Here is a 13,152-nt window from a genome sequence, read left to right on the forward strand (position 1 = left end):
TTCATGCCGTTCTGTACTGCTCCCGCGCCTGGGGTGAACGGTACAGGGCCAGTGTCGCGGTCACGCCGCAAAGTGCTGCAAATGTCATCCATGCGCCCGGCGAAGCCTTATCACCGGTAGTATGAATCAGCCAGGTCGAGATCGCAGGCGTAAAGCCGCCGATCACCGTGGCAAGACTGTAAGCCATCGAAAACCCGGTCGTCCGCACATGCACCGGCATCAATTCCGTTAGCGCGACGACCATCGCGCCGTTGTACCACGCATAGAGCAACGACAGCCAGAGCTCGACCAGCAGCAGACGCCCGAACGACGGTTGCGCCACCATCCATTGCATTGCCGGATAAGCGGTAAGGATCGCGAGCACGGTACAGGCGAGCAGCACGGGACGGCGACCGACGCGATCGGACACAGCGCCCGCAATCGGCAGCCACACGAAATTCGACACGCCGACACAGACCGTGACCAGCAGCGCGTCCAGCGACGACAGCTTCAGCACGACCTTGCCGAACGTCGGCGTGTACGCGGTGATCAGATAGAACGATGCAGTCGTCATGATCACGAGCCCCATGCCCGCCAGGATGAGCCGCGAATGCTGCACCATCGACCGGGCGATTTCGGCCATCCCCGGGCGATGGCGGCGCGCGATAAACTCGTCGGTCTCACGAAGCGAGCGCCGCACATAAAAGAGGAACGGCACGATCAGACAGCCAATCACGAACGGAATACGCCATCCCCATGCGTTCATCTCCGACGCAGGGATGAGGCGGTTCAGCAGCACACCGAGCGACGCCGCGAACACCACCGCGACCTGCTGGCTCGCGGACTGCCAGGAACAATAGAAGCCGCGATTGCCTTTGGTCGCGATCTCCGAGAGATACACGGACACGCCACCCAGTTCGACCCCGGCAGAAAAGCCTTGCAGCAGCCGGCCAAACAGCACAACGGCAGGCGCGACCAGACCAATCGACGCGTAGCCCGGTACGAACGCGACACACGCGGTGCCGACCGCCATCAGCATCAACGACAGAATCAAGCCCTTGCGGCGGCCGTGGCGATCGATGTACGCACCCAGCACGAGCGCACCGATCGGACGCATCAGAAAACCCGCGCCAAATACCGAAAGCGCGAGCATCAGAGACGCGAATTCGTTGCCGGTCGGAAAGAAGGTGGCGGCAATCGCGGCCGCGTAATACCCGTACACGGTAAAGTCGTACATCTCGAGAAAGTTACCGCTGGTGACGCGAAAAACCGCGCGCACCCGCGACTCCTTCGAAGCATGCGGCGCATCCGCCGTCGCTGTTTCGTTAGCCGAAGTTGAGAATGTCATGGTGACCTCGAAAGAGAGGGACGAACACGTCCTCGGCGGCCGTTGAGGCCACCGGGTCCGGCTTCGTTGACTAGGGAAAAGGAAGGGTCAGCCGATCATCATCACGGACTTGCCCAATTGACGGCGTGCCTCGAGCGCTTCGTGCGCTGCTTCGACGTTGTCGAGCGTGTAGCGGCCGCTGATTTCGACCTTCAGCGTACCGTCCTGCAAGGCGGCAAAAATTTCGTCGGCGCGGCGCTGCACGGTCGCGGCATCCGCGAGATGATCCGCGAGACGCGGGCGTGTGAGGAACAGCGAACCGGCCTCACCGAGTTCGATCGGATCGAGGTCGTTCAACGATCCGGACACCGAGCCGTAGTTCACGACCAGGCCGCGAGTCCGGGTGGCGCGAAAGCTGTCGCGCAAGGTTGCACGTCCCACTGCATCGAACACGACGTCGACACCGCGTCCGTCCGTCGCTTCCCGCACGCGGTCGGCAAAGCGCCCGTCGTCATACAGCATCACGTGATCGGCGCCATGTTCGCGCGCAACTTCGGCCTTTGCTTCGTTGCTCGTCGTTGCGTAGACCGTTACACCGCGCCGCTTTGCGAGTTGGACCAGCAACTGCCCGATGCCACCCGACGCGGCATGCACGAGACACGTGCTGCCTGCGCCAAGATGCGCGACGTCTTCCAGCAGATAGTGCGCCGTCGATCCCTGGAAAATCGCCGCCGCCGCGAGATCGAACGGAATCGCCGCAGGAATATGCGCGACGCGCGACGCCGGCACCACGGCGTACTCGGCATATGCGCCCCACGAAATACACCAGGCAACACGGTCGCCGCGCTTCAGTGAGGTGACGTTCGAGCCCGCCTCGACGACCTCGCCCGCGCCTTCCATTCCGAGCGTGCACGGCAGCCGTACCGGATAGGTACGCGAGTCCTTGTATTTGCCCTGACGTGTATGAACGTCCATGAAGTTGATGCCCGCACAACCCACCCGGATCAGCACGTCGTCGGGACCTGGCGACGGAATACCGGTTTCGACTCGCTGCAGGACTTCTGGACCGCCGTATTGCTCGATGCGTATGGCCTTCATAGCTCGTATTCCGTGTCTCGAATGAATGTTGTTTGCCGCCGGCACCGTGTCCGTCTCGTGATGCATGGATCGTTCATCAGCGGCTCGCTACGGCATTGGCCTCAATGGCAAACCTGTTGGTATAGGTTCGCGCCAGATCGACATGACGCGGCTCGATTGCGGGGTTGACCGCGGCTAGCGCGCTCAGTACGGTCTGCGGCGCGCCGTCAGGCATCCTGCCGTCACGCGAAAACGAGGGAATCGAGGCAGTGAGCGCCTGCAGGTAGAGCGGCTCGTTCGTGCCGACGAATTTCCGCGGCAACACGGCCACGATGTCGCCGGCACTGTGCGAGGAAATAAATGCGAGTGCGCGCACAAGCGCACGGACGAGGCGCCTCGTTGCATCCGGATGGGCGGCGACCCACTTGCGCTGTGCATATAAACATGCGCCGGCATACGGGCCGCCCAACGCCGTACGCGTACCCCCGATACTGCGCATGTCCACCAGCACCTGCGCGGCGCCTGCGTCCAGCAGCCTCGATGCCGTGGGTTCCTCAACCATGCCTGCATCGATCGATCCTTTCATCATCGCGTCGACAAAGCCGTCGTCGGGACCCAGCGGCACCACCGTATAGGCGTTCGCTGCCACACCGGCGTGCTGCGCGAGATAGCGGCTCAGGAAATACGTCGAAGCGCCGAACCCCGTCACACCGAGTTTTCGGCCACCTGCATCGGCCATCGTCCGCATCGGCTTCGCGACCCGGGTCGACGCGAGTTCAGCAAGCCCCGCGGACTGTCCCAGCACGACGACGGCTTCGACTTCCAGGCCCCGGCTCTGAAGATCGATCGTATGGTCGTAGTAGCCCACCGCGCCTTGAACTGCGCCGGCGATCAGTTCGGTCGCGGTATCGACGCCGGCGGGTTCCGAGACGATGTCGACATCCAGCCCCTCATCGCGGAAGTAGCCCAGCCGCGATGCCAGCGTGACCGGCAGATAGATGATCTTCGACACGCCGCCCGTCATCAGTGTCAGCTTCTCCGCTTCGGCACGGGGCATCCAGAACAGGAACGCACAGGCAGTCGAGGCGAGCGCCATGAAGCGGGCGAACGGTGGCATATCGGGGTGTCTCCTGTTGCGAAGCACCCGCCCGATATCTACGGATCGTCTGATGCAACGCTTGCATGGAGTATAAAAAACCAACGCCTTCTGCCTGCTTTCCGTCGGAACGAAATATTCTGGGTGTTTACCCCGACGGGTCGCTAACGGGCGGCGAACGCCGCAATGCCGCTCGGCCTGCCCGGTGGTGGCAAGCGGTGCAAATGCAGCCGATCTTCGGAAGATGGCCAGGAAAGCGATGGCAATCGCTTTTCAGGGAGGTTTGGACCAATATGATGCAACCGTTCTGGCCGCTACCGGCGCTCGCGATTGAGGGCTTGGCGTAAGGGACTTCATGGGCTAGTGCGTCACGGCGTTGCTATTCTCCGGCGTGGTGTTCATTCCGGGCCTGACTCTCTTCCAGTCGCTTGCGAACGGAGGCGCGACACATGGATGCTCACGAACCTGTCACACGGCTGACACAGCCTGTCCGCCGCCCGGTACTGGTCTGGGACGCGCCGGTGCGACTGTTTCACTGGCTGGTGGTCATGCTGGTCACGGCGGCCTATGTCACCTTGAAGCTGAACTGGATCGACTGGCACGTCCGGGTCGGCGAGACACTGCTCGCGTTGGTTATTGCCCGGCTGCTGTGGGGCTGGTTGGGCAGCGAGACCGCGCGTTTTCGCAATTTTGTGACGTCGCCCGCGGCTGCGCTGCGTCATTTGCGCCACCTGTTTCGCCGCGAGCCGGACGTGCAGGTGGGCCACAATGCGGCCGGCGGCTGGATGGTCTTGCTGCTGCTCGCGTTGCTGCTGGTCGAGACGCTGAGCGGGCTTTACGTCAACAACGACATCGCCGACGAAGGCCCGTTGAGCGAAGTGGTGCCCGCGTGGCTCGCCAACGCGATCTCGACGCTGCACGGGCTTGTCTGGGACGTGCTGCTCGCCGCGGTGGCGCTGCACGTACTCGTAATCGCTCTCTACGCAGTAGCGAAGCGACACAACCTGCTGCGGCCGATGCTAACCGGCTACAAACTGTTGCCTCCGTCCATCGACGCGCCGCGGCAGAGGCCAGCGCTGCTGGCGCTCCTGCCGCTCGGTGTCGGCGCTGCCGTGGTGATGCTGCTCGCGGCTTATCTCTGAGCTCGCCGCGAACCTGACCTCTGCGTGCCGCTTCAGCGATTGCGTCAGTTGCTCTTCGGCGGTACCACCTGGCCGCGGATCTCGCCACCCGGATTGTTCTTGGTGTGAACGTTGATATACATGTCACCCGCTTCAAACATCTTGGCGTCCTCCGGGGATAGCGTGGCCTGACCACTGAGCGGGCTCGTCATCTCCATGGTGCCTTTCTGGGAGAGCCAGACCTTCACGCCGGCGTTTTTACCGGCCGGTGCGGGCCCGTGGAAATGCGCCATCGTGGCCTGACCCGACAATCCGCTGAAGCTGACGTTCCAGGTTACGACCCGCGTGCTGGCGTCGTACGTAAGGGCGGCGCTGCCGCTGCCGGGGGTCTGCACCGGCGGAACCTGTTGGGCGCCCGTCAACGGCACCTGAAATGAGACCGGCGCCGCTTGCGCCAAGGTCAGCGTAGCCGACAAGGCCAGGCCACCGAACACCATGAAGGCGCGCTGCGAGATGGATCGTGACATCTGGTTTTCTCCTTTTGGGTTTGCCCTTGCTGGGCGGTAGCCACTATCGAAGAGTGCGAAAGGCCTCGTCGGCGCCGCTGGCAGCCAAAGAGGTGAGATAAGGATAGACGCAAGCCGCCGGTAACTCCAGGTGGGGTGCGGAAGTCTTTGGCCTGCGCAACGAGAAGACGCAGCAGGTTTCAACGGGACTAACGGCTTCTTCCGTCCACATGACGCAGCGGAATCGCCGACACGTCAAGACCGTCGATACAGAATGCGTTCACGCTGTACATGGCAGGATCGATACGCCGCTGATGAAAAGTGTAAATGCCACAAGTCGAGCAGAAGTGATGATGGGCTCGCCCGGTATTCCATCGATACGAACTCAACGCACTATGCCCTTCCAGGATCTGCAGACTATCGCGCGGCACACTCACCATCACCGCGCGCCGCTTCGTGCATAACGAGCAATTGCAGATCACGAGTTCGTCGATCTGCGCGTCAAAGGCAAACTTGACCGCGCCGCAATGGCACGAAGCTGTATAGCGTGGCATCTTTCCTCCGTTTGAGCATGTCGGCAGCGCCGCGCCGCCTTCACGGCATCAGCAGAATTTTCGAGCCGATCTTGTTGCGCGCCATCTCGAAGCCCTCGAGCGCATCGGCAAGCGGCAGCCGATGCGTGACCATCGGCACCAGCGCGGCATGATGCTCGACGACGAAATCACGCACTTCCGCCCATGTCGCGCGAGAAGCGCGGTAAGTACCGCGAATCTGATGACGGTTGCGCACGAGTTTAGCCGCGTCGAAACGGACCGGCGCGCCGTGGATGCCGCAGATCACCATCACGCCCGAAGGCCGCAAGAGATCGAGACCGGCCTGCACCGTGGACTGCACACCGGTCGCCTCGATGACGATATCGAACTCGTCCGCGCCGCTCAGTTGCTTCGCATCGGACAGCGGACGCTCTTTCAGATCGAGGGTCTTGTCGATGCCAAGTGCGCGCACTCCATTGAGGCGGTCCCGGTCGTCATAGCCGGCCACCACAACGTCCGCGCCGCGTACTTTTGCGAGTAACGCGATGCCCTGCCCGATGGTACCGGGCCCCATCACGAGCACCTTGTCGCCGCGCTTCACATCGGCGGCCTTCACCGCGCTCAATCCGATCGATAACGGTTCGCATAGCGCCGCGATCCCGAGATCGAGATCGCCGGGCAACGCGAGGCAGTTGATCGCCGGCACGCGCACGGACCGCGCAAAGCCGCCATCGCGCAACATACCGATGCCGCGACGGTCACGGCATTCGTCGCGCCGCCCTGCCGTGCAAAAGCGGCATACGCCGCACTCAACCGACGGAATCACAACGACCGGCTGCCCCGCCCGAAGATCGACAACGCCCTCTCCCACACTCGCAATCCTGCCGGCAAACTCGTGACCGATCGTGACGGGAAACGCCTGCTTCAGAAAGTCGTAACCGCCCGACCAGTCGTAGATATGGACGTCGCTGCCGCAGATGCCGGCGGCAACCACGTTGACAATCACTTCGCCCGCGGCGAGCGCCTGCGGCGGCGCTACCTCACGAAGTTCGAGGCCGAACGCGGCGGCTGTTTTTTGCAATGCTTGCATGAGTTGCTCCTGACAGCAGTATCGGGTTCAAAGCGGCGAATTGGAGGCCGGTATGGCTCGCAGCAACGACGCATCCACCTGAGAATGCCTGATACCGAAGACAAGCTCGTAGACGTCGACAATCGCCGGTTGCGTGGCTCCGGCAAACCGAAGCGCGAGCCTACTGAGCGCGATCTCGTGCGCCCTCAACGTAGCCTCGTCGACGCCTTCCGCCAGCAACACATGGGTCGGTTCGTCGGCATTCGACCATTTCTCGAATGCGTCCGGCACCGACAATCTGACCTGCCCCAGGTGCGCCGAGCTCACACCCGCCAACGCCATGCACGCGTCGGTCAACGCCCGGCCGTCGAACTGTTCGGCCGCACTGATACGAACGCACGCGATGGCCTGTCCCGATACGTTACCGGTGGACGTAACGGTGTCGCACGTCGCACGCACCACGTTTTTTAGCAGCGGACGCATCGACGCCGACCGCGCGGTGGGCCGTTCGATCACGTCGAGATAAGCAGCCGAATCGAATACCGCCGATGTTTCAGTCTCGTACAGCGTGAAGTAACGGTGCTGCCCGGGCGCCGACGACCGGTAGCGGCGGCCGGCGATAAAGCCGGCAATGCCGACCCGCTCGGGCACATGTTCGTCCGTATGCCAACGGTTGTATTCCGTGTCGAATTCAGCGCTGACGTCGTTCCATAGCGCGAGAAACGCGGAACCGGAAATGGCCATGATGCAACACTCCAGTTAATCGAAAACACTTCAGGACGGGCGGGCGTGCAGCACGCGCGGCGCGGCTGCGGGCATGCTGAACATGCACAGCGCGGCAACTAGCGCGGGCACCGCGACCAGCATGAACAAAGTCTCATAGCCCAAGCCCGACGACAGCAGGAATCCCCCCATCACCGAGCCGAGCATCGAGCCGAACCGGCCGATGCCGGTGGCCCACGCCACACCTGTCGCGCGGCTGGTGGTTGGATAGTGAGTCGCCGCCAGACCGTTGATGCCGACCTGTGAACCGCTGATGCAAAAGCCCGCGAGAAAAACAATCGGGCCGAGCACCGCGGGTGTCGTGTAGGTCTGCCCGACCAGGTAGATCACGGCGCCGGCGAGACAGTACGCGCAGCCCAGCACCCGGTGCGGCGTTGCCAGATCCATGACGCGACCGAGCAGCAGACCGCCGCATGTGCCGCCGACGGACCAGAGCGCCGTAGTCAGCGCCGCCGCCTTCATCGTGCCGCCTGAATGGGTGATGATGGTCGGCAGCCAGCTCGACATCAGATACAGCACCGACAGGCCCATGAAGAAGGTCGTCCACAGCAGCAGCGTGCCACGGCGATAAGGCGCCACCAGCAGTTCGCGCACCGCCGAGCGCAGCCGCTCCGGTTCACGCGCGACAAATTGGCTATCCTCCCGCACCGCAGCGGCCGCGATCCGTTGGCCGAAAGCACGCAGATCCGCTTGCCGATCCGGACGGCGCAGTGCGAGAAAGCGCATCGACTCCGGCAGCCACAACCACAACACCGGCAGCAGCAGCAAAGGCGTCACCCCGCCGACGATCAACATAGCGTGCCACCCGAAGCGCGAGATCACCTGCGAAGCCACCACCCCGCCGAACGCCGAGCCGAGCGAATTGCCGCACAGCATGATCGTGATGATGGTCAGGCGCCGGCGCGCGGGGGCATATTCCGCCGTCAGCGTCACCGCGGTCGGCGTGGCGCCACCGATGCCGACACCGGCGACGAATCGCAGCAACGCCAGCTCCGTCACGTTGGTGGCCAGCAGGCTGAACAACGTCGCGAAGCCAAAAAACGCGACCGATGCGAGCATCACCGGCCGTCTTCCGTAGCGGTCGGCGAGCGGACCGAAGATCAGCGAACCGGCCATCATGCCGATCAGGCCGAACAGGAAAATCGGCGAGAGCTGGTTGACCGTCAGCCCCCACGACGCGCCCACCGACGGCGCGATATACGCGGCGAGCCCGATATCGATACCGTCGATCGCCACCGTCAGGAAGCAAAGCACGATGACCAGCCACTGGAAACGGCTGAGTGGCTGCGTATCGACAAACTCCTGCACATCGATCAAATCATTCTGCTTCATGCTGCATGTCTCCTGCTCACATCCTGTTTTGCGCGTCTGGTTCGGCGGGTCGATGCCGGTGTCTTAGAAGAGCTTTCTGAGGCCTACTCGCAAGGCCAGCTGATTCGAGTTGCTCGACGGCGACAATCCGAACAGATCCGCTACAGCCTGTTTGCCGGTCGAATCGACGCCGCTCGCGTGCTGCCAGATAGTCATGCCGTACACGTAAGTCGACTTCGAGAAGAGATAGGCTGTACCGGCTTCGAGCGAGTTGTAGTGACCGCCCGGCGAAGCACTGTACTGCCATGCCACGCCGCCCATTGTGGCTGGAGTGAAATTGAACGCGTAATTCAGCTGGTAGTTGTTGAACGCGGCGTTCGCGGGCGCCGTGCGATTCGACGCCGTTCGGACAATGTCGAGAAACCGCACATTCGAATACAGAAACGACCACTGAGAGCGGCCATATACGTATTTCGCGCCGCCGCCGAGCACCTGCTGGCTGGTCGCAGTCACATAGTTCTGGAAGATCGGATTGGTGACCGGATTGGTAAAGGCCGCGCCCGCCACCGGCGAGGCGCCCGCACCGAAAATCGAGGTCGCCGGCGTTCGCATGTTCATGTACGCGCCCGCAAGCGTGAGGCCGCCATTCACATATTGCGCGCCGGCGCCGTAAGTCCTGTCGTGCGAGAAATCGCCCGGCGTACCACCGAGGCTCAGCATCGCGCTGTAGTTGAAGCCGCGATAGACCGGGCTTTCGTATTTGATCACGTTGCTGATCTTGTTGTAATTCCACGAACCGTCGATATCGCCGAGCGTGGCGCCGAGCCCACCCGCGAACAGAAAACTGGTGCTCAGCGGCACAAAGTAGTCGTTGGTCATGGAGTACTGACGGCCCAGGTAGACATTGCCCCAGTCGCCGCTCAGACCCACGAACGCCTGTCTGCCAAAGAGGGTATTGGCGGGCTGAAAGGCCCCCGTTTCGACACTGAAGCCCGCCTCGAGCACGAAGATCGCCTTGAGGTTCGAGCCCAGATCCTCCACGCCACGCATGCCGAACTTGTCGCCGGCGCGCCCGCCGCTATAGGTTTGCACGGCCGACTTGCCGCCCTGATTGTTGGTATAGGTGAGCGCGCTATCCACCGCCCCGTATAGCGTCACACTACTTTGCGCGTGCGCTAGCGCGCACGCCGCCAATGGCAGGCAAGCAACCAGATGTTTCAATTCCGTCTCCTGTTCGTTATCCGGGGCCGCGGCTGGCGCACCCTCTTTTTTAACGAGGGCACCCGGTAATGGGCGACCTGTCAGGAAATGATCGCCGAAACGGGCGGCCGGAAATAGCAGCAAACGGGAAGTTCAGAACACGGTTTCTGGAAAATATCGGCGCGCGCGGCCGGAAGCGGCGACACACGTCAGAGGAAATCGTCCTCACGGGCGAGCTCGGCGAGGCCCTGCGTCAGAAAATCGAGCAGCGCGTGGAACAACTTCGGATTGTTGTGATCCGCCGGGCGCAGCACCTTGATCCAGAAGTCCGGCAACTCGAAACCTGCGAGGATCTGCACGAGTTGCCCCTGCTTGACACTCGCCTTCGCGCGGTAACGCGGCAGCACCGCAATGCCGAGACCGTCCACGGTAGCGCGATGCATCGCGTCGATGTCGTTGGTCGAGAACGCGCTATTGACGGCCACGTCGATACGGCCCGAGCCATGTTCGTCGAAGGTCCACGTGCGAACCGGACTGACATACGAATAGAGCAGACATTGATGCGCGGGCAACTCGGATGGATGAACCGGCTCGCCGTATTTCTCCAGATACGCCGGCGCCGCATAGACGAGCCGCTTGAACGGGCAGAGCGGAAATTCCTCGACGCCGTCATAGGCGACCGGCAAACCCGTGATCACGAAATCGAAGCCCTCGAGCAGAGGATCGACCGGCCGGTTCCTTAATTGCAACTCGATGTCGACTTTCGGATGAGCACGGAAAAAGTCGTTCAGCAGTTTGCCGAGAAAATGATTCGTGAACGACGACGGTGCCTTGATCCGCAATCTGCCCGTGAGCGCCGGGCCATCGTCGATGGGGCCGCTCATCAGGCGCTCATAGGAGGCGAGAAAATCGCGCGCCAGGGCAACCGTCTCTCTCCCGCTCGAGGTCAGATGCAAACTGCGCGTGGTGCGTTGAAACAGCAGCGTGTTCAGTTCTTTTTCGAGCGCGCCGACCCGTTTGGTGACCACCGAGCCCGCCAGGTTCAAGCGCAGCGCAGCGCCGGAAAAACTGCCGATCTCCGCCACCGCGAGAAACGCCCGAACGTTTTCTACGCTGTCCATATGTAACCGTTTCCGATAGTTTTTCTATTCAACTGCCTTGCAGCAGCTCAGTCGATTATGATTTTTTGCCGTCGCAAGTATAACGATCGGCAGCGATCCGGCCTGGACCGCACTCTCGCGCCGCCAAAGGCCGACGTTAAGGACAGACGTTGCGACTTCACGCAGACCCAACAGAATCGCTCACAGCACCCCGCTATGCCGTCTGTCCCAACTGCTCGCCGAACTGCAGCGCGGCAAGCTGGGCATAGAGCGGCGAACTCAGAAGAAGCTCGGCATGACGACCCTGCGCGACGATGCGGCCTTGTTCCAGCACGACAATGCGGTCGGCCTGTTGTACGGTCGCGAGACGATGCGCGATGACCAGCGTGGTGCGGTTTTGCGCGGCGTTGTCCAGCGCCTTCTGGACCAGCCGTTCGCTGGCGGCGTCGAGCGCGCTCGTGGCTTCGTCGAGCAGCAGGATGGGCGGGTTCTTCAGAATCGCGCGAGCGATCGCAATGCGCTGGCGTTGCCCGCCAGACAACCGCACGCCGCGCTCGCCGAGAAACGTGTCGTAGCCTTGCGGCAGTTCCTCGATAAAGCCGGCCGCGGCGGCCATGTCGGCAGCCCGTTGTACTTGCGCAAGCGTGGCGTCCGGCGCGCCGTAGCGGATGTTGTCCAGCACGCTTCCTGAAAAGATCACCGACTCCTGTAGCACTACTCCAATTTCCTTGCGCAATTCGACGAGCGGCACGTCACGCGTCGGCACACCGTTGATCAGAATGCTGCCGGACTGCGGATCGTAAAAACGGAGCAGCAGTTGGAACAGCGTGGTCTTGCCCGCGCCGGACGGTCCGACCAGGGCGACATGTTCTCCCGGACGGACATCGAGTGAGAGGCCGGAAAGCGCGGCAATGCCAGGGCGCGAAGGATACGAGAAGCCGACGTTGTCGAAGCGGATGCCCTCGCCTCGCGCAGGCAGTGCGACCGTGGTTTCGGCCTGTACCACCGGCGAGCGCGCCGCCAGCAATTGCAGCAACCGTTCGGTCGCGCCGGCCGCGCGCTGCAGATCGCCCCACACCTCGGCAACGGCTCCCACGGCGCCGGCCGTGAACACCGCGTAGAGGATGAACTGGGACAATTGGCCTGCCGTCATCCGCCCGGCGAGCACCGCCTGTGCCCCGAGCCATAGCACGAACACAATGGCGGTGAACACCAGCACGATCACCACGGCGGTCAACCAGGCGCGCGCGCGAATGCGCGTGAGCGCCGTCTCAAAGGCCGCCTCCACCGCGCCGGCAAACCGCCGCGTCTCAAAGGGCTCCTGCGTGTACGACTGGACGGTCGGCATGGCGTTGAGCACCTCGCCCGCCAACGCGCTCGTGTTCGCGATCTTGTCCTGACTCGCGCGCGAGAGCCGCCGCACGCGCCGCCCGAAGATCACAATGGGCGCGACCACCACGATCAGCGTCGCGATGATATAGCCCGACAGCACCGGGCTCGTCACCGCCAGCATCGCCACACCACCGGTCAGCAGGAAGAAATTGCGCAACCCCAGCGACAGACTGGTGCCGACTACCGCCTGGATCAACGTGGTGTCGGCGGTGAGCCGTGAGAGCACTTCACCGGTCTGTGTAGTCTCGAAGAACTGCGGACTCATCCCCAGCACGTGGTCATAGACCGCACGCCGCAAGTCGGCCGTGACCCGCTCGCCCAGCCATGACACGAGGTAGAAGCGCAGCGCCGTGGCGCCGGCCAGTACCAGCGAAACGATAAATAGCGCAAAGAAATAACGATCGATGTGCGCCCGGTCTCCCCCCGCGAAGCCACGATCGATCAGGTATTTGAATGCCACCGGCAACACCAGGGTGGCGCCAGCCGACGTCACCAGCGCGAGAAACGCGAGTGCCCAGCGGCCGGCATAGGGGCGCAGGAAGGGAAGCAGGGCAAACAGGGGGCCAATACGGGCTGAAGGCGGTGAAGGTGGTGAAGGCGACGAAAGCGGGACAGCGTCTGGCATGAGAATTCCCAAGCGACTCGAAAGTCACCCGAT

Annotated in this window: 12 protein-coding genes and 1 pseudogene; 2 read left to right on the top strand and 11 right to left on the bottom strand. The window is 62.7% G+C overall.

The features are described 5' to 3' along the window. Position 1: 1 nt before the first annotated feature. The 3 genes from tcuC to PQR40_RS01635 form a co-directional block, all read right to left on the bottom strand. Positions 2-1,327, bottom strand: a complete 1,326-nt coding sequence (gene tcuC, locus PQR40_RS01625) for an MFS transporter (RefSeq protein ID WP_408227841.1) — start codon at positions 1,325-1,327, stop codon at positions 2-4. An 87-nt stretch (positions 1,328-1,414) separates the two neighbouring features. Next, positions 1,415-2,404 carry a quinone oxidoreductase family protein gene (locus tag PQR40_RS01630; protein ID WP_408227838.1) on the bottom strand — a complete coding sequence of 330 codons (990 nt, stop codon included), beginning with the start codon at positions 2,402-2,404 and terminating at the stop codon, positions 1,415-1,417. Positions 2,405-2,480: 76 nt separating this feature from the next. After that, entirely contained in the window at positions 2,481-3,500 is a 1,020-nt protein-coding gene (locus PQR40_RS01635) for an ABC transporter substrate-binding protein (protein ID WP_408508286.1), read from the bottom strand. Between the two features lie 190 nt (positions 3,501-3,690). Here PQR40_RS01635 and PQR40_RS01640 point away from each other — a divergent pair. Continuing rightward, positions 3,691-3,843: pseudogene (locus PQR40_RS01640) on the top strand (TIGR00366 family protein); the annotation flags it as partial. Positions 3,844-3,928: 85 nt separating this feature from the next. Then, a complete protein-coding gene (locus PQR40_RS01645; protein WP_408227832.1) occupies positions 3,929-4,621 on the top strand; it encodes a cytochrome b/b6 domain-containing protein in 693 nt (230 codons plus the stop codon). A gap of 44 nt (positions 4,622-4,665) precedes the next feature. On the opposite strand, the gene PQR40_RS01650 is transcribed toward PQR40_RS01645, so the two are convergent. The 8 genes from PQR40_RS01650 to PQR40_RS01685 form a co-directional block, all read right to left on the bottom strand. Beyond that, the gene (locus PQR40_RS01650) at positions 4,666-5,127 is read right to left on the bottom strand and encodes a CHRD domain-containing protein (RefSeq protein ID WP_408508287.1); all 462 of its coding nucleotides are present in this window, start codon (positions 5,125-5,127) and stop codon (positions 4,666-4,668) included. A gap of 188 nt (positions 5,128-5,315) precedes the next feature. Next, positions 5,316-5,660: a GFA family protein gene (locus PQR40_RS01655; protein WP_408227826.1), complete on the bottom strand. Its 345-nt coding sequence runs from the start codon at positions 5,658-5,660 to the stop codon at positions 5,316-5,318. A gap of 40 nt (positions 5,661-5,700) precedes the next feature. Next, the gene (locus PQR40_RS01660) at positions 5,701-6,729 is read right to left on the bottom strand and encodes a zinc-dependent alcohol dehydrogenase (RefSeq protein ID WP_408508288.1); all 1,029 of its coding nucleotides are present in this window, start codon (positions 6,727-6,729) and stop codon (positions 5,701-5,703) included. Positions 6,730-6,756: 27 nt separating this feature from the next. Beyond that, the gene (locus PQR40_RS01665) at positions 6,757-7,452 is read right to left on the bottom strand and encodes a hypothetical protein (protein ID WP_408227820.1); all 696 of its coding nucleotides are present in this window, start codon (positions 7,450-7,452) and stop codon (positions 6,757-6,759) included. A 30-nt stretch (positions 7,453-7,482) separates the two neighbouring features. Beyond that, positions 7,483-8,823: an MFS transporter gene (locus tag PQR40_RS01670; RefSeq protein ID WP_408508289.1), complete on the bottom strand. Its 1,341-nt coding sequence runs from the start codon at positions 8,821-8,823 to the stop codon at positions 7,483-7,485. 63 nt (positions 8,824-8,886) lie between these two features. Then, positions 8,887-10,023, bottom strand: a complete 1,137-nt coding sequence (locus PQR40_RS01675; RefSeq protein WP_408227814.1) for a porin — start codon at positions 10,021-10,023, stop codon at positions 8,887-8,889. A gap of 188 nt (positions 10,024-10,211) precedes the next feature. Beyond that, positions 10,212-11,123 carry a LysR family transcriptional regulator gene (locus PQR40_RS01680; RefSeq protein ID WP_408227811.1) on the bottom strand — a complete coding sequence of 304 codons (912 nt, stop codon included), beginning with the start codon at positions 11,121-11,123 and terminating at the stop codon, positions 10,212-10,214. A gap of 193 nt (positions 11,124-11,316) precedes the next feature. Continuing rightward, positions 11,317-13,119 (bottom strand): ABC transporter transmembrane domain-containing protein, encoded by a 1,803-nt coding sequence (locus tag PQR40_RS01685; protein WP_408227808.1) that lies wholly within the window; start codon positions 13,117-13,119, stop codon positions 11,317-11,319. Positions 13,120-13,152 lie beyond the last annotated feature (33 nt).

It is taken from the genome of Paraburkholderia sediminicola, from assembly GCF_046026855.1.
GTDB lineage: Bacteria > Pseudomonadota > Gammaproteobacteria > Burkholderiales > Burkholderiaceae > Paraburkholderia > Paraburkholderia sediminicola_A.

Excerpts from the sequence above, each read along its gene's own strand:
- PQR40_RS01630 (WP_408227838.1), bottom strand. The coding sequence starts at position 2,404 with ATGAAGGCCATACGCATCGAGCAATACGGCGGTCCAGAAGTCCTGCAG.
- PQR40_RS01650 (WP_408508287.1), bottom strand. The coding sequence starts at position 5,127 with ATGTCACGATCCATCTCGCAGCGCGCCTTCATGGTGTTCGGTGGCCTG.
- PQR40_RS01680 (WP_408227811.1), bottom strand. The coding sequence starts at position 11,123 with ATGGACAGCGTAGAAAACGTTCGGGCGTTTCTCGCGGTGGCGGAGATC.
- PQR40_RS01635 (WP_408508286.1), bottom strand. The coding sequence starts at position 3,500 with ATGCCACCGTTCGCCCGCTTCATGGCGCTCGCCTCGACTGCCTGTGCG.
- PQR40_RS01660 (WP_408508288.1), bottom strand. The coding sequence starts at position 6,729 with ATGCAAGCATTGCAAAAAACAGCCGCCGCGTTCGGCCTCGAACTTCGT.
- PQR40_RS01685 (WP_408227808.1), bottom strand. The coding sequence starts at position 13,119 with ATGCCAGACGCTGTCCCGCTTTCGTCGCCTTCACCACCTTCACCGCCT.
- PQR40_RS01670 (WP_408508289.1), bottom strand. The coding sequence starts at position 8,823 with ATGAAGCAGAATGATTTGATCGATGTGCAGGAGTTTGTCGATACGCAG.
- PQR40_RS01655 (WP_408227826.1), bottom strand. The coding sequence starts at position 5,660 with ATGCCACGCTATACAGCTTCGTGCCATTGCGGCGCGGTCAAGTTTGCC.
- tcuC (WP_408227841.1), bottom strand. The coding sequence starts at position 1,327 with ATGACATTCTCAACTTCGGCTAACGAAACAGCGACGGCGGATGCGCCG.
- PQR40_RS01645 (WP_408227832.1), top strand. The coding sequence starts at position 3,929 with ATGGATGCTCACGAACCTGTCACACGGCTGACACAGCCTGTCCGCCGC.
- PQR40_RS01665 (WP_408227820.1), bottom strand. The coding sequence starts at position 7,452 with ATGGCCATTTCCGGTTCCGCGTTTCTCGCGCTATGGAACGACGTCAGC.